22 protein-coding genes are annotated in these 21644 nt (G+C 63.9%); 10 read left to right on the forward strand and 12 right to left on the reverse strand.

Translation table 11 applies throughout. The annotated features are described in order from the left end of the window. Nucleotides 1-28: 28 nt before the first annotated feature. Entirely contained in the window at nt 29-985 is a 957-nt protein-coding gene (locus NP503_RS28305; RefSeq protein WP_063170125.1) for a LysR substrate-binding domain-containing protein, read from the reverse strand. A 178-nt stretch (nt 986-1163) separates the two neighbouring features. Between NP503_RS28305 and NP503_RS28310 the strand changes: the two genes are divergently transcribed. Beyond that, nucleotides 1164-1454, forward strand: coding sequence for a DUF1127 domain-containing protein (locus tag NP503_RS28310; protein WP_127267713.1), 291 nt, complete (start codon nt 1164-1166; stop codon nt 1452-1454). Between the two features lie 145 nt (nt 1455-1599). Here NP503_RS28310 and NP503_RS28315 read toward each other — a convergent pair whose 3' ends face one another. The 5 genes from NP503_RS28315 to NP503_RS28335 form a co-directional block, all read right to left on the reverse strand. Then, nucleotides 1600-1752, reverse strand: coding sequence for a type II toxin-antitoxin system HicB family antitoxin (locus NP503_RS28315; protein WP_236383376.1), 153 nt, complete (start codon nt 1750-1752; stop codon nt 1600-1602). A gap of 55 nt (nt 1753-1807) precedes the next feature. Beyond that, nucleotides 1808-2854, reverse strand: a complete 1047-nt coding sequence (locus tag NP503_RS28320) for a DUF937 domain-containing protein (RefSeq protein ID WP_127267712.1) — start codon at nt 2852-2854, stop codon at nt 1808-1810. A gap of 100 nt (nt 2855-2954) precedes the next feature. Continuing rightward, nucleotides 2955-4328 carry a glutamate--cysteine ligase gene (locus tag NP503_RS28325; protein ID WP_127267711.1) on the reverse strand — a complete coding sequence of 458 codons (1374 nt, stop codon included), beginning with the start codon at nt 4326-4328 and terminating at the stop codon, nt 2955-2957. Between the two features lie 144 nt (nt 4329-4472). Continuing rightward, complete coding sequence (locus NP503_RS28330) at nt 4473-5207, reverse strand: 16S rRNA (uracil(1498)-N(3))-methyltransferase (RefSeq protein ID WP_127267710.1); 735 nt, start codon at nt 5205-5207, stop codon at nt 4473-4475. Nucleotides 5208-5238: 31 nt separating this feature from the next. After that, nucleotides 5239-5886, reverse strand: a complete 648-nt coding sequence (locus tag NP503_RS28335) for a hypothetical protein (RefSeq protein WP_127267709.1) — start codon at nt 5884-5886, stop codon at nt 5239-5241. Between the two features lie 87 nt (nt 5887-5973). On the opposite strand from NP503_RS28335, the gene NP503_RS28340 reads away from it, so the two are divergent. Together NP503_RS28340 and NP503_RS28345 are read left to right on the forward strand one after the other, a co-directional pair. Further along, the gene (locus NP503_RS28340) at nt 5974-6672 is read left to right on the forward strand and encodes a type 1 glutamine amidotransferase (protein WP_127267708.1); all 699 of its coding nucleotides are present in this window, start codon (nt 5974-5976) and stop codon (nt 6670-6672) included. Nucleotides 6673-6965: 293 nt separating this feature from the next. Further along, a complete protein-coding gene (locus tag NP503_RS28345) occupies nt 6966-7097 on the forward strand; it encodes a hypothetical protein (protein ID WP_013893872.1) in 132 nt (43 codons plus the stop codon). A 39-nt stretch (nt 7098-7136) separates the two neighbouring features. Here NP503_RS28345 and NP503_RS28350 read toward each other — a convergent pair whose 3' ends face one another. The 3 genes from NP503_RS28350 to NP503_RS28360 are packed head-to-tail and all read right to left on the reverse strand — an operon-like array spanning nt 7137 to nt 9905. Beyond that, nucleotides 7137-7910 carry a metallophosphoesterase family protein gene (locus NP503_RS28350; RefSeq protein ID WP_127267707.1) on the reverse strand — a complete coding sequence of 258 codons (774 nt, stop codon included), beginning with the start codon at nt 7908-7910 and terminating at the stop codon, nt 7137-7139. 35 nt (nt 7911-7945) lie between these two features. Further along, complete coding sequence (locus tag NP503_RS28355; RefSeq protein WP_127267706.1) at nt 7946-9082, reverse strand: alpha-hydroxy acid oxidase; 1137 nt, start codon at nt 9080-9082, stop codon at nt 7946-7948. A 19-nt stretch (nt 9083-9101) separates the two neighbouring features. Continuing rightward, the gene (locus NP503_RS28360; protein WP_127267705.1) at nt 9102-9905 is read right to left on the reverse strand and encodes an FCD domain-containing protein; all 804 of its coding nucleotides are present in this window, start codon (nt 9903-9905) and stop codon (nt 9102-9104) included. 202 nt (nt 9906-10107) lie between these two features. Between NP503_RS28360 and NP503_RS28365 the strand changes: the two genes are divergently transcribed. The 5 genes from NP503_RS28365 (at nt 10108) to glcF (ending at nt 16595) form a co-directional block, all read left to right on the forward strand. Then, on the forward strand, nt 10108-11430 hold the full coding sequence (locus NP503_RS28365; protein ID WP_127272364.1) for a DUF3422 family protein: 1323 nt from the start codon (nt 10108-10110) through the stop codon (nt 11428-11430). Nucleotides 11431-11668: 238 nt separating this feature from the next. Continuing rightward, the gene (locus NP503_RS28370; protein WP_127270604.1) at nt 11669-13165 is read left to right on the forward strand and encodes an FAD-linked oxidase C-terminal domain-containing protein; all 1497 of its coding nucleotides are present in this window, start codon (nt 11669-11671) and stop codon (nt 13163-13165) included. A gap of 295 nt (nt 13166-13460) precedes the next feature. Beyond that, nucleotides 13461-14057 (forward strand): ASCH domain-containing protein, encoded by a 597-nt coding sequence (locus NP503_RS28375; protein ID WP_236383375.1) that lies wholly within the window; start codon nt 13461-13463, stop codon nt 14055-14057. Further along, nucleotides 14054-15259 carry a glycolate oxidase subunit GlcE gene (glcE, locus tag NP503_RS28380; RefSeq protein WP_127273428.1) on the forward strand — a complete coding sequence of 402 codons (1206 nt, stop codon included), beginning with the start codon at nt 14054-14056 and terminating at the stop codon, nt 15257-15259. The genes NP503_RS28375 and glcE overlap by 4 nt, the downstream gene beginning before the upstream one ends. 10 nt (nt 15260-15269) lie before the next feature. Next, on the forward strand, nt 15270-16595 hold the full coding sequence (gene glcF, locus NP503_RS28385) for a glycolate oxidase subunit GlcF (RefSeq protein WP_127272185.1): 1326 nt from the start codon (nt 15270-15272) through the stop codon (nt 16593-16595). Nucleotides 16596-16611: 16 nt separating this feature from the next. Here the strand turns inward: glcF and NP503_RS28390 are convergent, their stop codons facing one another. Further along, nucleotides 16612-17532 (reverse strand): bifunctional 5,10-methylenetetrahydrofolate dehydrogenase/5,10-methenyltetrahydrofolate cyclohydrolase, encoded by a 921-nt coding sequence (locus NP503_RS28390; protein ID WP_127268830.1) that lies wholly within the window; start codon nt 17530-17532, stop codon nt 16612-16614. 261 nt (nt 17533-17793) lie between these two features. Continuing rightward, entirely contained in the window at nt 17794-18531 is a 738-nt protein-coding gene (locus NP503_RS28395) for a L,D-transpeptidase (protein WP_127268831.1), read from the reverse strand. 215 nt (nt 18532-18746) lie between these two features. Here NP503_RS28395 and NP503_RS28400 point away from each other — a divergent pair, with 215 nt between their 5' ends. Then, nucleotides 18747-19385, forward strand: a complete 639-nt coding sequence (locus NP503_RS28400; RefSeq protein WP_127268832.1) for a DNA-3-methyladenine glycosylase I — start codon at nt 18747-18749, stop codon at nt 19383-19385. Nucleotides 19386-19387: 2 nt separating this feature from the next. Here NP503_RS28400 and NP503_RS28405 read toward each other — a convergent pair whose 3' ends face one another. Further along, entirely contained in the window at nt 19388-19639 is a 252-nt protein-coding gene (locus tag NP503_RS28405; protein WP_127268833.1) for a hypothetical protein, read from the reverse strand. Between the two features lie 459 nt (nt 19640-20098). On the opposite strand from NP503_RS28405, the gene hisS reads away from it, so the two are divergent. Further along, the gene (gene hisS / locus NP503_RS28410) at nt 20099-21601 is read left to right on the forward strand and encodes a histidine--tRNA ligase (RefSeq protein WP_127268834.1); all 1503 of its coding nucleotides are present in this window, start codon (nt 20099-20101) and stop codon (nt 21599-21601) included. Nucleotides 21602-21644 lie beyond the last annotated feature (43 nt).

Raw genomic sequence — 21644 nt, forward strand, 5'->3', positions numbered from 1 at the left:
CGTTCATAACCCGCATACCTGACCCCGCCTACCAGCCGGGCAGAATCTGGTTCGGCTTGGTTCGCCGCAGCTTGGTGAAGGCGAGTGCCGCGAAATCGAATGTCCCGGGATCTTCACCGACCGGCACGGAGATGTTGTCCAGGCTTTCCGAAATATGGCGGGCGAGCGCATCGACGATCTCCGGCCGCGACGTCTGGCCGCGCATGATGCCGATGCGGCAATCGGGCAGGGCGCCGAAGCCGTCGGCTTCGCCCAGCACCCGCATGCCGGGCCGTAGCGCACATTCCGGCAGCACCGAGATCGCGAGGCCCGAAAGCACCGCGGCGGTGATGACGGTGGCCGAGAAACTGGTGAACAGGATGCGATAGTCGCGGTTCTGCTGGTCGAGCACATCGACGGCGGCGCGCCGCCAGATGCAGTTCGGCCGGCCGAAGGCCATCGGCAGCGTTTCCTGCTCATGCGTCGCATGGTTGGCCGAGGTGACCCACAGCAGCGGTTCGCGCCGCACCACCTCCGACTGGCCGCGTACGTCGTTGTGAGTCACCAGCGCGAGGTCGAGATTGCCGCGCTTGATATGCTCGACCAGCCCCGGTGTCGGCTCGCAGATGACGGTCAGTTCGACGCGCGGATTGGAGCGCGTGAACCGCGCCATGATCTCGGGCAGGAAACGGTCGGCATAGTCGTCGGGCGTGCCGATGCGGATCGTGCCTTCGAGCCGCCGGTCGTCGAAGGCAGCCAGCGTCTCACGGTTGAGATAGAGCAGCCGCCGCGCATAGGAAAGCAGCTTGTCGCCTTCCTCGGTCAGCCTGTTGGTGCGCCCGTCCTTTTCGAACAGCGGCTTGCCGAGCCGCTCCTCCAGCCGGCGCATCTGCATCGACACCGCCGACTGGGTCCGGTGCACCTCTTCGGCCGCTCTGGTGAAGCTGCCGGTGTCGGCAATCGAGATGAAAGTTTGCAACTGATCGAGATCGAGCGGCGATTTCATCGACATGATCCATCACTGGTGTTGATGGTAAAGATTAGAAACATTCGTTGGATTAATCAATCGGCCGATGGCAAATTGGCATTGTCCACATGAAGGCATGTGAATCGAAGCCGGAACGGCCGCTGTCGCCAGCGCCGATCGCCTGGTTTTGTCAGTTCGAGTCTGAAGGAGACCGACAATGACCACGTTTGATTTCGCCACCGAGACCTCGCGCATCACCTCGCGTCCGGCCGTTGCGACTCGCGTGGCCAACACTGTCTCCAACATCTACCGCGCCTGGAAAAATCGCCGCGCCTTCTATCGTCTTGGCGAGATGTCGGACGCCGAACTCGCCGATATCGGCCTGACGCGCGGCGACCTGCACGTCGCCATCGACGTGCCGTTTGGCCGCGACCCGACGGCGATGCTGCGCGAAATCGCCAGCGATCGCATCGAAACGATCGAGGACATCGCCCGCAAGGTGGCCTGATCTGATGCTTGTTGTTTAGGTTGCCGCGAACCTTTTCGGGGTTCGACGCGACTGACGAGTATGCAGGCTCCCACTCCCTGCCGGATCCCCCCGGCCCGCCTGCACTCTGCCCGGTCCTCCCAGGACCGGGCTTTTCCTTTGGCTGTCAGGCGAATGCCAGCTTTCGCGATGGCCTTGGTATCGATCTGCCGAGCTCATGCGCGGCCTCTATCCAGGCTGCTATGGCGTCCTGGACATTGGCGATGGCCTCTTCAGGAGTGTCGCCATCACTCACGCAGCCTGGCAGATCAGGCTCCATCCTCTGCAGAAAGTGGCGCAATGACGACCGGATATTCAAGTCTGTCCATCATGTCTTACCGCCGATCCATATCGCGCTTGAACTGGTCGAAGATCGTCTCCACGCCCTTCTGGTAGTCGTCACGCTGCTGGGCGCCGGTCTCGAACATCTTGCCGAACAGGTCGTCGAACGGGTTTTTCGGCCTGCCGCTCGGATTGGCCTGTGGCTGCGGTGCCTGACGCTGCTGTGGGGGCGCTTGAGGCTGTTGCGGCGCCGGCTGTCCGCCAGGGATGCCGCCTAAGCCACCGCCACCTTGCCGCAGCATCTCCTCGAAGATTTTCCCCAGCGGATTGTCTCCGTAGGGGCTTTGTGTCTGCTGAGGCTGCGGCTGCGCCCGCCCTTGCGGCTGCGGCTGAGGCGCGCCACCGCCGAACATGTCCTGCAGCACCTTGCCGAGTGGATTGTCGCCGTAGGGATTGGGCTGCGGCTGCGGCTGGCTTTGCGGCTGTGGCTGAGCCGCACCGCCGCCGAACATGTCCTGCAACACCTTGCCGAGCGGGTTGTCCATCGGGTTCTGGGGTGGCGGCGCTTGGCGCGGCTGCGGCGCCGGGGCCTGCATGCCGCCGCCTTGCCGCATCATCTGCTCGATGATCTCGCCGAGCGGATTGTTGCCGCCGCCAAAACCGCCGGCGGCCTGCATCTGATTTGTCGTCTGCTTGAACAGCCCGCCCATGACCATCGAGGCGATCGCCGGCAGCATCTGCTGCAGGATCTGCTGATTGACGCCGCTGGCTTGCGCCGCCTGGCTGGCCACGGCGCGCGACAGGTCTTTCGAGCCGAACAGGTGCCCGAGAATGCCGTTGCCCTCATCGACGCCTTGCGGTGAGAAGGCCCGGGTTGCGTCCTCGAAATACTTGGCGTGCTGGCCGCTGGCCATCGCCGTCATGAAGGCGCCGAGCCCGTAAGGGTCGGCTGTGTTGCGCTGCAGCCCCTGCGAAAAGGCCGGCAGCAATGCGGCGACCGCGGCTTGCGTCTGCTGCATCGAAAGCCCGTATTGCTGGGCAAGGGCCTGCATGCCGTTGCCGTTCTGGGCCTGTGTCAGCATGTCGAACAAGGAAGGCATTGGTCTCTCCTCCGGAAATCCTCGCCGAAGAACCCTAGTTTGTTTCCACTTCCGATTGAAGCGACTTTTGCCGGCCGGTCAGCTTTGCCAGATCCGAGGGTTAATAGGCGTATTCCATGAAAACCGGCTCGATCGAGCCGCCCCAGCGCGTGTGGTAGGCCGACAGCATCTCCTCGGCGCTGGTTGTGCCGCGCGCCACGACCTCGTCGAGCGTGTTGAGGAACGAGGTCTCGTCATAACCGTCGCGGTTCTTCTTGCCACGGTTCTTCAGGCCCATGCGGGAAATGACCATCACGTCACGCGCGATCTCGCGCAGCGTGGTGTTGCGGAACGGTGCGGAAATGCCTTGTTCCGGCACGGCGTTGCGCATCGCCAGCGTTTCTTCATACGTCCAGCTCGACGTCAACGCCTCGGCGGCATCGAGTGCGGCTTCATCATAGAGCAGCCCGACCCAGAACGCAGGCAGCGCGCAGATGCGCCGCCATGGCCCGCCATCGGCGCCGCGCATCTCAAGGAAGCGCTTCAGCCGCACGTCCGGGAACAGCGTCGACAGATGGTTCGCCCAGTCGCCCATTGTCGGCAGCCCGTCCGGCACCTGATTGCGCGCGGCACCGGCCATGAACTGACGGAAGGTGACGTGCGTCATGTCGTGATAGCGGCCGTCGCGGATGACGAAATACATCGGCACGTCGAGCGCCCATTCGACATAGTCGGCGAAACCGAAATCGGGCGAGAAGCAGAATTCGAGCAGGCCCGAGCGCTGGTTGTCGGTGTCGCGCCAGATATCGCCGCGCCAGCTCTGCAAGCCGTTCGGGTGGCTTTCGGTGAAAGGCGAATTGGCGAACAATGCCGTCGACAGCGGCTGCAGCTTCAACGACACCTGCATCTTGCGGCGCATGTCGGCCTCGCTCTCGAAGTCGAGATTCACCTGGATCGTGCAGGTGCGGTACATCATGTCGAGGCCCTTGGTGCCGACCTTGGGCATGTAGCGCGTCATGATCTCATAGCGCGATTTCGGCATTTTCGGCGTCTCGGCCAGCGACCATTTCGGGCTGCCGCCGAGGCCGAGGAAACGGATGCCCATCGGCTCGGCGATCTCGCGCACCTGCGCCAGATGGGCGTTGCCCTCGCGGCAGGTCTGGTGGATCGTTTCCAGCGGTGCGCCGGAAAGCTCGAACTGGCCGCCGGGTTCCAGCGAAATCGCACCCTGACCGGTCGGCTCGACCAGGCCGATGATGCGGCCGTCATCGACGATCGGATCCCAGCCGAGCTTTGACTGCATGCCTTCGAGAATGGCGCGGATGCCGCGCTCGCCGCCATAGGGGACCGGTGCATTGCCGTCGACATAGAAGGGGAATTTCTCGTGCTCGGTGCCGATGCGCCATTTGTCGCGCGGCTTGTTGCCTTCGGCCAGATGCTCGACGAGTTCGTCGACACCTTCGATCGGGCGGAAATCGGTCGTATCGCGCGCCATGATGGTACCCTCAGAGGCGGCCGGATGACCGCCGGCGGTAAATGGACGAAATGTCAGCAGACGATCAAGCGAAAAATCCTGAGCCACAGGTCAACAGGAATTGAACGTTGCTGGAACTCTGCGTCCCTTGCAAGGGATGACGTCTCACCAGTCTCCGACAGTTGCCTGCATCACCGCGAGCGCGGCCACCGCCGCCGTGTCGGCGCGCAGGATGCGCGGGCCGAGCGGAATGGCGGTGACGAAGGGCAGGGCGCGCAGCATCTTGCGCTCGTCGTCGGAAAAGCCGCCCTCCGGCCCGACCAGCAGCGCAAGCTTCTTTTCCTTGACCGCCTGCAGCGCGGCCAGCGGATTGTTGGTCGAAGCATCCTCATCGCAGAAGATCAGCCGTCGCTCAGTGTCCCAGCCGGTCAGCAAACGGTCGAATTTTTCGGCTTCGTGCACCTGAGGCACGGCCAGGATGCCGCATTGTTCGGCGGCTTCGACGACATTGGCGCGCAGGCGATCGATCGACGGCTTGGCCACTTGCGTGTGCTGGGTGATGACCGGCTGCAGGATGCCGGCGCCCATCTCGACCGCCTTCTGCACGAGATAGTCGAGCCGGCCCTGCTTCAACGGCGCAAAGCAGTAGACGAGATCGGGCAGCGGCGGCTGCGGCCGCTGCAGCGCTGACACCTTCAGCCGCACCGCCCTTTTCGTCTTCGCTGATATGGCCGCTGACCACTCCCCGTCGCGGCCATTGAACACCAGGATTTCGGCGCCTTCGCCAAGCCGCAGCACATGCAGGAGATAGTGGCTCTGCTGTTGGCCAGCGTCGAACTCGACATCCGGCGCGAGATCGTCGGGCACGAACAGACGTTGCATCTTGTAATTGGCGCGCATCGCCGAGGAATGAGCGAGCCGGCCGCCGGCGTCAAGCCTCGGCGGTAGGATGCCACACCGGCCGAAAGCCACGCCGCAGCACGGCGAGCGTCGTGGCCGGCGTCAGCAGCGACAGCGTCCTGCCTTTGAGCAGGCCGAAATCTGCGGGTGGGCCATATCCCGCAAACGACCAGCGCAGCGTCTTGCCCCTACGCAGGGCATAAACAGTGCGACCATCCGCAACCATGGCGCCGTCCGGCAGGCCGGCAAGGTCTTCAACAGCAATCCCTGGCGGCCTGCCGCCCGAGGCCAGCCGCTCCTTGTGCAGCCGCTTGTCGACCATCGGCGCGCGCGGTTCGGCAATGCCGAACGCGTCGCCGAAGCGGCCGACGAAATCCCTGGCCCGTTCGCGCTGGCAAAAGAAGCAGGGGCGATGCCCGGCCGCCAATGCCGTCACCTCGTCGAGGAAGAACAGTTCTGTCCAGCCCGCTTTGCCGCCCTTCCGGTTGCGGCCCATCGGTTCGCGCCGCACATCGCGGAATTGGCGGACGCAGATGATCCAGGCCGGAAGCGCCCAGCGCTTCTTCTTGAGCGTCTTGGTCTCGGGATCGTGGATGATGCCGCGATTGCCGGTGAACATGCCGCGATCGGGCACAGCGTGGATGGTACCGAACGGATCGACCCGGTTCTGCAGTGGCATAGTTTTCTCTCCGGACACGCATCTTGGCTGCAATGCGAGCGGCATGATATCGCTCCTCGCATCTTTTCATGTCAGCAGGGTTTTGTGATGCGGGTGCTGGTGGTGCAGAACTACGACAATACCGGCCTCGGCCAGGTCGGCGCAGCACTTGCGGAAGCGGGTGCCGATCTCGACCTGCGTCTCCCTTACAAAGGCGATCCCCTGCCGGATGACGCGGCCGGGCATGATGCCATGATCGTGCTCGGCGGCGGCCAGAACGCGCTGGCCGACGATGAGTACCCCTATTTCCCGGCACTGCTCGAACTGACCCGCGACTTTGCCGACAAGGATCGCGCCGTGCTCGGCATCTGCCTGGGCAGCCAACTCGTCGCCCGTGCCTTCGGCGGCGAAAACCGCATCGGCGGCGCCAATGAGTTCGGCTGGCACGGCGTATCGCTGACGGCGGACGCCAAGGGCGATCCGGTGCTGGGCGCGCTGCCGGAGAAATTCCCGATCTTCCAGTGGCATGACGACACCTTCGTGCTGCCTGAGGCCGCCGTGCGGCTTGCCGGCAACGATGTCGCCGAGAACCAGGCATTTCGCGTCGGCCGCGCCGTCTACGGCTTCCAGTTCCATTTCGAGGCCGACCGGCCGATGGTCGAGGACTGGAGCACGTCGTTTGCCCCGACCATCGCCGCTCGCCATCCCGACTGGGCCGGCAAGCTCGATGGCGAAATGGCCCGCAACGGGCCCGATGCGGATGCCGCTGGCCTCGCCATTGCCCGTGCCTGGGTAGCGACCATCTGAGTGTTGGCCTCTCCGTACCCTCCAGCGTGACATAATTGGCACGCGGCGGTGAAACCGCCTGGGGAAAACCGTTTCATTCTTGGCTTGTGTCCGCCCGCCATCCTAGAAGGCGCGCGCTCTGCATCTTCTGTGCAACGGCTATGAACCTTTTGTGTGACCCGCGCGACACACCGTTGATACAGAACATGCCTAGAAGCGCAAAATCGTCGAAACTTTGAAGCGAATTCTCCGTTTCAACGCATTGGTAACCGCCTGGTGCACAGATGCAGAAAGCTCAACAAGAGATGACCTCCGTGAAAGCAGCGCTTCTGTCCTTTGCCATGTTGTCCGCCATCGTGCTGTGCGGTCTCGGCATCTATGCCGCCGACGCAGCCAACAACCACAACGCCGTCGACGGTTACGGCGTCACCGCCTCGCTGCGCTAAAGGCGGAAAGCGCCTTTCGCGTCCTCCGACGCGCGACGCTCAAGCTTCCTTGATCGTCATTGTCAGGATGCGTTTGTCCGCGCCGTCGACGACGAGCGCGCTCAGCATGCCTGATTGCCAGGCAAGCGTGTCGACATTGACGCGGTTGGCCATCACTTCCGCCTCCGGCACCGGCGTGTGGCCGTGCACCACGATCTTCGGATAGAGGTCGGGGTGGTTGTGGAAGACGTCGCGGATCCAGATCAGGTCCTGCGGGCTTTGCTTCTCCAGAGGATTGCCCGGCCTGATGCCGGCATGACAGAAGAAGAAGTCCCCGAAAGTCGCGGAGAACGGCAGCGATCGCAGGAAGTCGATGTGGCTTTGCGGCACGGCCTCGACCAGGGCCTGATGTCCTTTGCGCACGGCCGATTCGGCCTTGCCGAACCACATGCTTGTGCCTTCACTGATCGCCACGCCGTAAGAGTGTGCCGTCTGGATGCCGCCGAACCGGATGAAAAGCCCTTCCGGGTCAGGGGTCTTGAGAAAGTCGAGAAAACCGATGTCGTGGTTGCCGGCCAGCATCAGGTGACGAGGGTCGCGCTCTTGCGCTTCGATCAGGAAATCGATGACGCCCTTCGAGTCCGGCCCGCGGTCGACATAGTCGCCAAGATGGATGACGCGCCAGTCGGCAGGCGCCTCCTGCTCGATCTCGGTCCTGATGCGCCGATGCATGGCGGCCAGCAGGTCGAGCCGGCCGTGGACATCGCCGATCGCGTAAAGACGCACACCTTCCGGCCCATGCGCGTCGAGAAAATGGATGCCGGGTTCTGCCAATTTTTCGGTGTCTCCGTGGTCGCGCGGTCACGGGCTTAGCGCCGGAGCTGGTCCTTGCCCATGTCGGTGACAAGACGCTTTCCGCACAGCGCCAGCGTGATGTCCATCTCCTTGCGGATGATTTCCAACGCCTTGGTAACCCCTTCCTTGCCAAGCGCCCCCAGGCCATAAAGAAATGGCCGGCCGATATAGGTTCCCTTGGCACCTAGGCAAAGCGCCTTCAGGACATCCTGCCCGGAGCGGATGCCGCCATCCATATGCACTTCGATCGTGTCGCCAACCGCGTCGGCAATCTCTTCCAGCACGCCGATCGACGACGACGCACCATCGAGCTGGCGCCCGCCATGGTTGGAAACGATGATCGCGTCGGCGCCGGTCTTGGCCGCCATCAGCGCGTCCTCCTTGTCGAGAATGCCCTTGAGGATCAGCTTGCCGCCCCAGCGCTCCTTGATCCAGGCGACGTCCTTCCACGACAGATGCGGGTCGAACTGCTCCGTCGTCCACGATGCCAGCGAGGCCATGTTGCCGACACCCTTGGCGTGGCCGACAATGTTGCGGAAGGTCCGCCGCTTCGTGCCGGCCATGGCGGCGCACCAGTGCGGGCGGATGGCCATGTCGACGATGTTCGTCAGCGTCAGCTTGGGTGGCGCCGAAAGCCCATTGCGGATGTCCTTGTGGCGCTGACCGAGAATCTGCAGGTCGAGCGTCAGCACGAGCGCCGAGCATTTCGCCGCCTTTGCCCTGTCGATCAGGTTGAGCACGAACTCCTTGTCACGCAGCACATAGAGCTGAAACCAGAACGGCTTCGTGGTTACCGAGGCGACATCCTCGATGGAGCAGATGCTCATCGTCGACAAGGTGAACGGCACGCCGAATTCCTCCGCCGCCTGAGCCGCCAGCATCTCGCCATTAGCGTGCTGCATGCCGGTCATGCCGGTTGGCGCCAATGCCACCGGCATCGACACTTTTTCGCCGATCATCGTCGATGCCAGCGAACGGTTGTCCATATCGACGAGCACGCGCTGGCGGAACTTGATCTTCTGGAAATCCTCTTCGTTGGCCCGATACGTGCTTTCGGTCCACGAACCGGAATCGGCATAGTCGAAGAACATCTTCGGCACGCGCCGGCGGGCGAGGTCCTTGAGGTCGGCGATGGTCAGGATCTGGCTCATGGGCTTCCCGTTTCGATAGCTAGGAGCGTTTGCGTGCAGGTTCGGTATCGGTGGCTTCGACCCGCTGCTTCAGCCTCAGTCGCGAAACGCGCTGCCAGTCGCCGCTGCGCTCGGCTTCCGCCATCGACCGTTCGACATAGGTGATGTGGTCCATCGCCGCTTGCCGGGCAGCATCCGGATCGCCGGCCTTCACCGCCGCATGGATCGCGCGGTGCTGCGCCAGCAGGGCGTCGCGCGCGCCTGGCACGGTGAACACCAGCAGCCGGTTCTGGAACACGCCTTCCGACAACAGCCGGTAACAGGAGCGCAACGTGTGCAAAAGGATGATGTTGTGCGCGCATTCGCAGATCGCGTGGTGGAACTCGACATCAATCTCGGCCTCGTCGTCGAAGTCGCCGGTCCGGTGCGCATCGTCCATGCGTGCCATGATCTTGTCGAGCAGCGCCATGTCGTCGGCAGTGGCGCGCCGTGCCGCGTATTCAGCCGCGACCCCTTCGATCTCGCGGCGATATTCCAGATAATCGGTCACTGCCTTGCGGTGCATCGAGATCAGGTCTGTCACCGGTTTGGTGAAGAGCTGGCCGATGACATCGGCGACATGCGTGCCGCCGCCGGGCCTTGTCGTCAAAAGGCCGCGTCCTTCCAGTGACTTCAGCGCATCACGCAGGATCGGCCGGGATACGTCGAACTGGCGTGCAAGCTCGCGCTCGCCCGGCAGCCGGTCGCCGGTGCGCAGCACGCCTTCGAGGATGAGGCTCTCGATTTGCTGCACCACCTCGTCGGCGGTGCGCGAATGCTCGATCCTGGAAAAAATGTCGCTCAACAGAATGCCTGGAAGGTGAACCGGTGTCGTAGAATAGAGCTTGCCTCGCCAACTGGTCAAATTATTTATCCAATTGACAAAAGCGGGCCGATTTCCCGCCCGATGCCATCATCTTCGGCTAACTTGCTGTTTGCGTCATCAGGCCATTGGCACTAGAGGGACGCGCGTGCAAGAGGGTTCAAGGAAACCCAGGGAACAAGCCGTGTCAGACGACCCGTCCGATCTCGAATTCCAGCCGCGCGCCAAGGGCAGCGTCATGGGCTTTCCTGCGCATGAGGGCCGGCCTGGCGCACTCGGCGAGGTTCATGCCCGGCCGCACCCGCTGATCGAAAAGCCACGCGTCCTGATGCAACTCGCCTTCATGACCGAGGGGGGCTCGGGCGTCGACCACGCGGTGCTTTCCGAACTGTCGCGGCGCCTCGGCGTCGCCGCGCCCGACCGCCAGGCCCGCCATCATGCCATGAAATGGGGCAAGGGCTCGCTGCGCTGGGAGCGGCACACCGAATTCTCGACCTATTTGTGGGAAGGGCCGCTTTCCGAGAGCGGCAGGGCGCAGGAGGACTCCCCCTTCGGCAACGGGTTTTCGCCGCCGGGAACCTGCATCTCCGGCATCAGGCTCGAAATCCGCAAATGGACGCAAGCGAGCGAGCAGCTGATAGCCGGTTTCGATCCGACCAGCCTGTGCTACTCGCTGGTCGAGCGCGGAAACGCCGCCATCGTCACCGATTTTCGCCAGGATGGCGATGGCCTGACGCGCATGCTGCTGCTCGATCGCGGCTTGACCCCGGCGCGTACCGGCGCGTTGTCGCAGCGGCTTATCGACATCGAAACCTATCGGACGCTGGCCATGCTCGGCCTGCCGCTGGCGTTGACCTTGTCCGGCCGTGCCCGCCGCATCGAAGACCGGCTGGCGCAGACCACGCTGGAGATGAAGGTCGCCGGGACTCGCGACAGCCAGACCTTGCTGGCCGATCTGACCGAACTTGCGGCGGAGTTGGAGGCGGACGCGGCGTCGAGCCTTTACCGTTTCGGCGCCAGCCGTGCCTATGACGGCATCGTCGGCGAACGGCTGGAGGCGCTCGAGGAAGAGGCTGTGCCCGGCTATGACACATGGCGCGGGTTCCTGCAGCGCCGGGTGGCGCCCGCAATGCGCACCTGCCGCTCGGTCGAGGAGCGGCAGGAAAATCTGTCGCGAAAACTGACCCGCGCCACGACGCTGCTGCGCACCTGGGTTGATGTCGAGGTCGAGAAACAGAACCGCGACCTGCTTGCCTCGATGAACAATCGCGCCCGCCTGCAACTGCGCCTGCAGCAGACCGTCGAGGGGCTCTCGGTCGCCGCCGTCTCCTATTATGTGGTCGGCCTTGTCGGCTATGTCGCCAAGGGTGCCTCGATCTTCGGCCATGCCTTCGCACCGGAGATCATTACCGCGGCTTCGGTGCCTGTCGCCATCCTGCTGGTCTGGTGGGGCGTACGCCGCGTGCGCCGGATGCACTCCGAGCCCGGCAAGCCGCCCGGCGAATAGATCTGCTCACCCTCCCCCTTGTGGGGAGGGTCGGCTCATGATCGCAGCGAAGCGAAGATCGTGAGACGGGGTGGGGGTCCTCGTAGAGCGCCGCGCGGGGGAGGGTGAGACAGCGGCAGATTGCCGCTGCGGAAGCTTGCCTCAGCCTTGATGCCGGATTCCCAACCACCACAGGATTTGCACCCAACGCGCTTCACTGGTAAAAGATTTTGACCAGTCAAGCGAAATGAGGCTGCTGATGTCCGGCCTGGCCATGCCGAAACCAGACGACGCCACGATGCGCCGGCGCGACGAGATCGTCGCCGACATGCGCATCATCGTGCCGGGTGAGGGCGTCGTCGACGCCGCCAATTCCATGCGCGCCTTCGAGAGCGACGGCCTGACCGCCTATCGGCAGCTGCCGCTGGTCGTCGTGCTGCCGCAAACGGTGGCGCAGGTTTCGCGCGTGCTGAAATACTGCAACGATCGCAACGTCCGCGTCGTGCCGCGCGGCTCCGGGACCTCGCTGTCGGGCGGCGCGCTGCCGCTCGAGGACGCGGTGCTTTTGGTGATGAGCCGCTTCAACCGTATCCTCGAGATCGATTTCCCCAATCGCGTTGTCGTTGCCCAGCCGGGCGTCACCAATCTCGGCATCACCACCGCCGTCGAGCAGCAGGGCTTTTACTACGCCCCCGATCCATCCTCCCAGATCGCCTGCTCGATCGGCGGCAATGTCGCGGAGAATTCCGGCGGCGTGCACTGCCTGAAATACGGCCTTACCGCCAACAATGTGCTCGGCATCGAGATGGTGCTGATGAATGGCGAAGTGGTACGGCTCGGCGGCAGTCACCTCGATGCGGAAGGTTATGACTTGCTCGGCGTCATGACGGGTTCGGAAGGGCTGCTTGGCGTCGTCACCGAGGTCACCGTGCGCATCCTGAAGAAACCGGAGACGGCTCGCGCACTGCTGATCGGCTTCCCGACCAGTGAGCAGGGCGGCCAGTGCGTCGCCGACATCATCGGCGCCGGCATCATTCCGGGCGGCATGGAGATGATGGACCGGCCGGCGATCCACGCCGCCGAGGATTTCGTCCATGCCGGCTATCCCCTGGATGTCGAAGCGCTGCTGATCGTCGAGCTCGACGGGCCGGGCGTCGAGGTCGATCATCTGATCGGTCTGGTCGAGGCGATCGCCTACAAGAACGGCTCGACCACCTGCCGCATTTCGCAGTCCGAACATGAACGGCTGAGCTTCTGGGCCGGCCGCAAGGCGGCGTTTCCGGCCGTCGGCCGCATCTCGCCCGACTACTACTGCATGGACGGCACCATCCCGCGCAAGGAGCTGCCGCGCGTGCTCGCCGGCATGCGCGAGCTGTCGGAAAAATACGGTCTCGGCGTCGCCAATGTCTTTCACGCCGGCGACGGCAATCTGCATCCGCTGATCCTCTACGATGCCAACGTACCGGGCGAACTCGACAAGGCCGAAAGCTTCGGCGCCGACATATTGCGGCTCTGCGTCAAGGTCGGCGGCGTGTTGACCGGCGAACACGGTGTGGGCGTGGAAAAACGCGACCTGATGCCGGAAATGTTCACCCAGATCGATCTCGACCAGCAGATGCGCGTCAAATGCGCCTTCGATCCCAACCATCTGCTCAACCCGGGAAAAGTGTTCCCGCAGCTGCGGCGATGCGCCGAACTCGGCCGCATGCACATTTCCGGCGGCAAGCTGCCGTTTCCGGACATTCCGAGGTTTTGAGGGATATGTCGGCGCTTGAACACCCCCCTCTGTCCTGCCGGACATCTCCCCCTCAAGGGGGGAGATTGGCAGCTCGCGCGCCTCGCCCTTTTGTCACCATTGGAGATTGGCGAAGCCATATGCGACATCCGATCTCTCCCCTTGAGGGGGAGATGTCCGGCAGGACAGAGGGGGGCGCCAAGGAACTCAGCATATCCGAACTCGCGTCTGGCATAGAATTCGCCCCCCTCTCCGTCTCGGGCTTTGCCCGAGCCACCTCTCCCCCGCTTTGCGGGGGCGAGGAACCCATGCCCGAGTGAGGTTTGAGTTGCTGTTCAAACAATCCTTGCTGGACAAGATCGCGCGCAATGAAGTGACGCTCGCTTTTCGGCGCTGGAAGCGGCCGACCGTCAAGGCCGGCGGGCGGGTCAGAACGGCGTCAGGTGCGGTTAGGATCGGGGACATCTCGATCGCGAGCGGCTCCGAATTGACGGAGAAAGACGCGACCGCAGCCGGCTTTCCGTCCCGAGGAGCCCTTCAGGAGATGCTTGGCCCCGATGACGGTACCCCGGTCTATCGCATCGAGCTCAAAGGCATCGAGCCCGACGAACGCGTTGGCCTGCGCGGCGACGCCGTGCTTTCCGATGAGGACTGGCATGCCTTGACCCAGCGTTTTGCGCGCTGGGACAAAACGGCACCCGGCTACTTCCCGTCGATCCTGCAGGCGATCGGCGCCCATCCGGAATTGCCGGCTGCTGTCCTGGCCGACAAGGCCGGCGTCGAAAAGCTGAAGTTCAAGCAGGATGTCCGCAAGCTCGGGGAGTTCGGTCTCACCGAGAGCCTCAAGGTCGGTTATCGGCTGTCGCCACGGGGCGAAGCCGTGCTCGAAAGGCTTCGGGAGCACAGGCTTTGACTACTTTCACCCCAACCACACCATCCGAAGTCCTCTCCACCGTCGCCTGGGCAGCGGCGGAAGGCTCGCCGCTCGAAATCCTCGGCCACGGTTCCAAGCGCGGCATCGGCCGGCCGCTGCAAACCGAACACACGCTCGACCTGTCGAAACTCTCTGGCGTCACGCTCTATGAACCGGCTGAACTGGTGCTGTCGGCCAAGGCAGGCACACCGCTGGCCGAGATCGAAAAGCTGCTGGCGGAAAACGGTCAGCAACTCGCTTTCGAGCCGATGGATTACGGTCCGCTGTTTGGTGGCGAACCGGGCAAGGGCACGATCGGCGGCGTGCTCGCCGCGAACCTCTCCGGTCCGCGCCGGCTCAAGGCGGGCGCGGCGCGCGATCATGTCCTGGGCATCAATGTGGTGTCCGGTCGTGGCGAAGCCTTCAAGTCGGGCGGCCGCGTGGTCAAGAACGTCACCGGCTATGACATGTCCAAGCTGATGGCCAACAGCTGGGGCACGCTGGCTGTGTTCACCGACGTCACCTTCAAGGTGCTGCCGGCAGCCGAGGCCGAAGTCACGCTCGCCATTCGTGGCCTGCTCGACGATGCGGCAGCAAGCGCCATGGCCCTGGCGCTTGGCTCGAGTGCTGAAGTGTCGAGTGCCGCCCATCTGCCCGAGCGGATCGCCGCGCGTGTCGCCGGCGGCAGTCTCGGCGGTGAGGCCGCGACGCTGCTGCGTGTCGAAGGCTTCGGCCCGTCCGTCGCCTACCGCATCGCCGCGCTGAAAACGCTGCTCGGCAAGGCTGGGCCGCTGCAGGAGATTGCCGGTGACGCTTCACGGCTGATCTGGCGCGATGTACGCGATTGCAGGCCCTTCGCCGACAACAGCGAGAAACCGGTCTGGCGTGTCTCGATGACGCCGGGACAGTGCCACCAGATGGTCCTGACGCTGCGCATGCAGGCCGCCGTCAGCGCCTACTATGACTGGCAGGGCGGGCTGGTGTGGCTGCGCATGGAACAGGGCGATCCGGAAGCCGCCCTGCTGCGCGGACTGTTGAGAAAACATGGCGGCGGCCATGCGACGCTGGTGCGTGCCGCACCTTCGCATCGCGCCGCTCTGCCGGTGTTCGAGCCGCAGCCGCCCGCACTTGCCGCACTCAGCCAGCGGCTGAAGCAAGAATTCGACCCGAAGCACATCCTCAATCCCGGCCGAATGGCCTAGGACATTAGCGATGCAGACCAATTTTTCGCTTGCCCAGCTTGCCGATCCGCATGTCGCGGAATCGGAAAAGATCCTGCGCAAATGCGTGCATTGCGGCTTCTGCACCGCCACCTGCCCGACCTATGTGACGCTTGGCAACGAGCTCGATTCACCGCGCGGGCGCATCTACCTGATCAAGGACATGCTGGAAAATGGCCATCCCGCCGACAAGCAGATCGTCACCCATATCGATCGGTGCCTGTCGTGCCTCGCCTGCATGACCACCTGCCCGTCGGGCGTGAACTACATGCATCTGGTCGACCATGCCCGCGCCCATATCCAGGAGACCTACAAGCGGCCGCTGCTCGATCGACTGACCCGCGCCATGCTGGCCTTCGTGCTGCCTTATCCCCAGCGGTTTCGCGCCGCGCTCAAGCTGGCGAAGCTGGGCAAGCCGTTTATAGGCTTGTTCGACAAGGTTCCGGCGCTGAAGCCGCTCAGTGCGATGCTCAAGCTCGCGCCGGCCTCGATCCCGGCAGCTTCGCCGATGGGCTCGCCAGGCATCCATGCCGGGCAGGGGAGCAAAAGAGGCCGCGTCGCCATCCTCACTGGCTGCGCGCAATCGGTGCTCGATCCCGCCATCAACGACACCACGATTTCGCTGCTGACGCGGCTCGGCGTCGAGGTCGTGGTGCCGCCGGGCGAGGGCTGCTGCGGCGCGCTGGTGCATCATATGGGGCGCGAGCAGGCCGCGCTTGCCTCGGCGAGGCAGAATGTCGATGCCTGGACGCGCGCCATCGAACAAGGCGGGCTCGATGCCATCGTCATCACTGCATCCGGCTGCGGCACGACGATCAAGGACTACGGTTTCATGCTGCGGCTGGATCCGGCCTATGCCGACAAGGCCGCGCGCGTTTCGGCGCTGGCCAAGGACATCACCGAATATCTCTCGACCTTCGATCTGCCTGAACCGGTGCGCAAGCCGGGCACGGTTGTCGCCTATCACTCGGCCTGTTCGATGCAGCACGGCCAGAAGATCACCCGCCAGCCGAAGGAACTGCTGGCCAAGGCCGGCTTCATCGTGCGCGAGCCGCGTGAAGGACATCTCTGCTGCGGCTCCGCCGGCACCTACAACATCCTGCAGCCCGAGATCTCGGCCAAACTGCGCGACCGCAAGGTGAAAAACATCGAGGCGACGGGGGCTTCGATCGTCGCCACCGGCAACATCGGCTGCATCACCCAGATCGCTTCCGCCGCGAAGCTGCCGGTGGTGCACACGATCAAGCTGCTCGACTGGGCCTATGGCGGACCAAAGCCGGAAGGCGTTCGGGAAGAGAGCCTGATCGCCGCGGAGTAGGGCGCCAGCCCCAGCGCTACTCTGCCGCGAGCCTGTCCGCCGTACCGTAGGTCGCCTCATAAAGCGCACGCTGGCGGCTGAGCGCCACCATGGTGTTGCGCAGCAGGATGGCGACCGTGATCGGGCCGACACCGCCCGGCACCGGTGTGATCCAGGAGGCGACCTCGCGCACGCTTTCGGTGTCGACGTCGCCGACGATGCGGCTGGAGCCGTCGGGGCCGATTTCGGAATTGATGCCGATGTCGATGACGGCAGCACCCGGCTTGACCATGTCGGCCTTGATCAGCCGCGGCTTGCCGACGGCGACGAACAGCGCATCGGCACGTCGCGCATGGGCGGCGACCGACCGCGTCATGTGATGGCACACGGTCACCGTCGCGCCTTCGCTCATCAGCAGGAAGGCGATCGGCTTGCCGACGATTTCCGAATGGCCGACGATGACGACTTCCAGTCCCTTGAGGTCGAGGCCGGTTTCCTTGAGCAGTTCGACCGAGGCGGCCGCCGTGCAAGGCGCGAGATCGAGCTGATTGTAGACGATGTTGCCGATCGAGGCCGGATGCATGCCTTCGACATCCTTGAGCGGATGCACCGCCGCCTGCAATGTCCTGATCGGGATATGCACCGGGACCGGCCGCTGGATGATGATGCCGGTGACGCGCGGATCGGCATTCAGGCCGTGAATGGCCGCTTCCAACTCGCCTGCCGTGATGGTGGCGGGAAAGCGCCGCTCCTCGAAATCGATGCCGGCGAGCTCAGCCTTGGCGCGCTGGTTGCGCACATAAACATCCACCGCATCGGTGTCTCCGACGGTGATCGAGACCAGCTTGGGGGGAAAACCCTCGGCTTTGGCGATCGCTGCGTCCTCGGCAACGGCGGCGATGATGCGCTGGGCGACCGGGCCGCCCTTGAGATAACGGCTGTCTTCGGACAGGGGCATGGGTGAACTCTTTTGTGGAACTAGCCACCGAGATAGCAAAAGAATGCGGTAAAGGGCAGCATGAAAGCGAACCGCTATGCCCGTTGCGCGACGCGTGGGTGACCTTTGCCCTCGATTTCTGCTCAAAAACGGAAAGGGCAGCGCGGTTTCCCGTGCTGCCCTTCCTGACCGGCCGCATCCCCATACGGCCCGTCCCCCGTTATCCCTAAACTGGCCTCGAAAAGCGGACTGCTTTGCTGGCCAGGTGATTCGCAAGGATTATTATATCACCTCGACCGTGGTTCCGACATTGACCCGCTCATAAAGGTCGACGACGTCCTCGTTGCGCATGCGGATGCAGCCTGACGACACCGCGCCGCCGATCGTCCACGGCTGGTTGGTGCCGTGGATGCGGTATTCGGTCGTGCCGAGGTAGAGCGCGCGGGCGCCAAGCGGGTTCTCCGCGCCGCCGGCAAGATAGGTCGGCAAATAGCGGCCCTTGGCGGCTTCGCGCTTGATCATCTGCGCCGGCGGGCGCCAGTCCGGCCACTCGCGCTTGCTGGTGATCTTGTGCGTACCCGACCATTCGAAGCCCGGCTTGCCGGTGCCGACGCCATAGCGCCTTGCCTTGCCGTTCTTCTCGACGAGGTAGAGGAAGTTCTGGGTGGTGTCGATGACGATCGTGCCCGGCTTCTGGCCTCCGTCATAGTCGACTTCCTGCGGCAGGTAGATCGGGTTGATCTGAGGACGCGCGAGCATGCGCTTGGCCGGCGGCTGCACCGCCGCCGTCTGCACCCGGTCGGGCTGCGCCAGGCGCAGGCGCCGCTGTTGCTGCACCACCTGGCGGTTCTGGCGCACGATGCCGGGTGCCTGGCCAAGCTGCAGCACCCAGGGTGCGGAAAGGTCGGGGCTCACCATTACCGGCGGCCTGTCGGCATAGCGGTCGCCGGCGGTGGAGGGTGTGACGCCGGCGGCAAACACAGCCACGGCGCCGAGCACGGGAAACAGAACTGTCTTCATCGTAACGCACCTTGATCGTCTGATACAAAACGGGTGGAAACGTCCTCCCGGTTCGGCGATCATTGGCGCGCAAGCAGCAACCGAAACATGAATCGGAATGCGTAAAATGCGGAACTGTCGGTAAACCTTTTGGTGTGGTTACCGCAGGGTTCAGGAATCTGGTAAAGCCGCAGTAAATGCCGCGCAAAAGCGCGTTAACGAACGGATTTTGGCTTATGGACAAGGAAAACACCGGCCTGCTCGCCGGTCCCGACGGTGTCGCGCGCTGCTTCTGGCACGGCAATCTGCCCGACTATCTGCACTACCACGATCATGAATGGGGCCGGCCTGTGGCCGACGACCGCAGGCTGTTCGAAAAGATCTGCCTCGAAGGCTTTCAGTCGGGCCTGTCGTGGCTGACCATCCTGCGCAAGCGGGAGAATTTTCGCGAAGCCTTCGCTAATTTCGAGTTCGACAAGGTCGCCGCCTTCACCGACAAGGATGTCGAACGCCTGCTCGGCAATGCCGGCATCATCCGCCATCGCGGCAAGATCGTCTCGACCATCAACAACGCCAAGCGCGCCCGCGAAATGGCCGACGAATTCGGCTCGCTGGCCGCCTGGTTCTGGAAGTTCGAACCCGGTAAGGACGAGCGGCCGCAAATCGTCGACCTCGCCCATCTGCGCGCCAACCCGACAACGGCCGTCTCGGTGCGGATTTCGAAGGAGCTGAAGAAACGCGGCTGGAGCTTTGTCGGCCCGACCACGGTCTACGCCTTCATGCAGGCCATGGGCCTGGTCAACGACCACCTCGAGGGCTGCGTCTGCCGCAAAGAGGTCGAGAAGCAGCGGAAGGCTTTCAGGCGGCCGAAATAGGCTCAGGTGCCGTTGGCGCTGGCCAGCACCAGGCCGGCGACGATCGCCACCACCGTGGCCACGGTCGGATAGATCACCAGCAGGCCGGTCATCAACGCGTCGCGCATGGATGGTCCCTTGCCGGTCTCGCCGGGCACTTCGAACGGGCCGGCAGCCTGGCTGATCATTTTCGGGGCGTTGATGTCGGCCGGGCGCAGGCGTGCGGGCAATTCGGCATCGCTGTCGATGGCGTGGAATCTTGCTGTGCTGGTCATGGCCGCGAACCCCTCATTTCCCGCGCTTTATCGGCGACGATTGTGTCGGCACAATGCCGTACCCGTGGCGGGATTGTTTCATTTTCGCTGCGTTTTGTTTCAGAGCTTGGCTCGGTGGTAGGCCCAAATCTTGGTCGTTCTGCGCCGCCCCTCATCGCCCTGCCGGGCACTTCTCCCCGTATAGCGACGGGGAGAAGGACGCCCTCGTCGATGGTTTCGCCAGTCGTCCAGGTTGCAAGAGAATGCCCGAGTCCGCGTTCAGCTCTCTTCTCCCCGTCACTATACGGGGAGAAGGTGCCGGCAGGCGGATGAGGGGCGGCGCTGTACTTGCAAAGCTATCGAACTGTTCCTAGCCACCTCGTAGAGAGGGTGCAAACCCTTGCTGGTCCTCGCCGCTTCGGTTAGGACACGCCCACTCGCAATATGTCATCGATTACTTAGCAAAAAAGACCCCAGCTCATGGCCGACAAATCGGAAAAGACGAAAGCGCGACTGCCGCGCGGTTTTGCCGACCGCAGCGCCGAGGACATCCGCGCCGTCGAGAAGATGATGGCGACGATCCGCTCGGTCTATGAGCTTTACGGTTTCGAACCGGCAGACCAGCCGCTGATCGAATACACCGATGCGCTCGGAAAATTCCTGCCCGACCAGGACCGGCCGAACGAAGGCGTGTTCTCCTTCCAGGACGATGACGACCAGTGGCTGTCGCTGCGCTACGACCTGACCGCGCCGACGGCCCGTTTCGTCGCCGAGAATTACGAGCGCCTGCCCAAGCCTTACCGCAGCTATCGCTCCGGCTGGGTGTTCCGCAACGAGAAGCCAGGCCCCGGCCGCTTCCGCCAGTTCATGCAGTTCGACGCCGACACGATCGGTACGCCGGGCGTGGCCGCCGACGCCGAGATGGCGATGATGATGGCCGACGTCATGGAAGCGCTCGGCATCAAGCGCGGCGACTACGTCATCCGCGTCAACAACCGCAAGGTGCTGGATGGCGTGCTGGAGGCGATCGGCCTCGGCGGTGAGGAGAATGGCGGCCGCCGGCTGACGGTCCTGCGCGCGATCGACAAGCTGGACAAGCTCGGGCCGGAAGGCGTGAAGCTTTTGCTTGGCCCGGGCCGCTGGGACGGCGGCAAGGAGGGCGAAGGCGACTTCGCCAAGGGCGCCGGGTTGAACAACGGGCAAGCCGAGGCGGTTCTTCTCGCGACTGCGAGGACCATACAAGCCGGCCAGGATTCCACGGTCAGTTCGAACGCCATCTACCAGGAAGGCGTCGGCGAACTCGCCACGATTAAAGCGCTGGTCAGGGCGGCGGGATATGGCGAGGACCGTATCGCCATGGACCGCTCGGTCGTGCGCGGCCTCGAATACTACACCGGCCCCGTCCTCGAAGCCGAGCTTCTGGCCGAAATCCCCAACGAGGACGGCCAGATCGTACGCTTCGGCTCGGTTGGTGGCGGCGGCCGCTACGATGGCCTTGTTTCCCGCTTCCGCGGCGAGCCTGTGCCGGCGACCGGCTTTTCCATCGGCGTCTCCAGGTTGATGACCGCGCTGAAGAACCTCGGCAAGCTCGACGCCTCGGACGTGATTGCTCCTGTCGTCGTGCTGGTGATGGACAAGGACACCGACAGCCTCGGCCGCTACCAGAAGATGGTGGCGGAGCTGCGCGCCGCCGGCATCCGTTCCGAAATGTATCTCGGCGGCGCCGGCATGAAGGCGCAGCTCAAATATGCCGACCGGCGCGGCTGCCCGGTCGCCATCATCCAGGGCGGCGACGAGCGCGCCAAGGGCGAGCTGCAGATCAAGGACCTGATCGAAGGCGCGCGCATGTCTGCCGAAATCACCGATAACGCCGAATGGCGCGCCGCGCGCCCGGCGCAGGTGACGGTGGCGGAGGGCGAGCTGGTCGCCGAGGTGAAGAAGATTTTGGCGGCGCAGGCCGAGGAGAGGGCGCGTGGCAAGTAGAGGCCGCGTTCTACGGCGCCCCCCTCTGTCCTGCCGGACATCT

It is taken from the genome of Mesorhizobium sp. SEMIA396 (genome assembly GCF_024518615.1).
GTDB lineage: Bacteria > Pseudomonadota > Alphaproteobacteria > Rhizobiales > Rhizobiaceae > Mesorhizobium.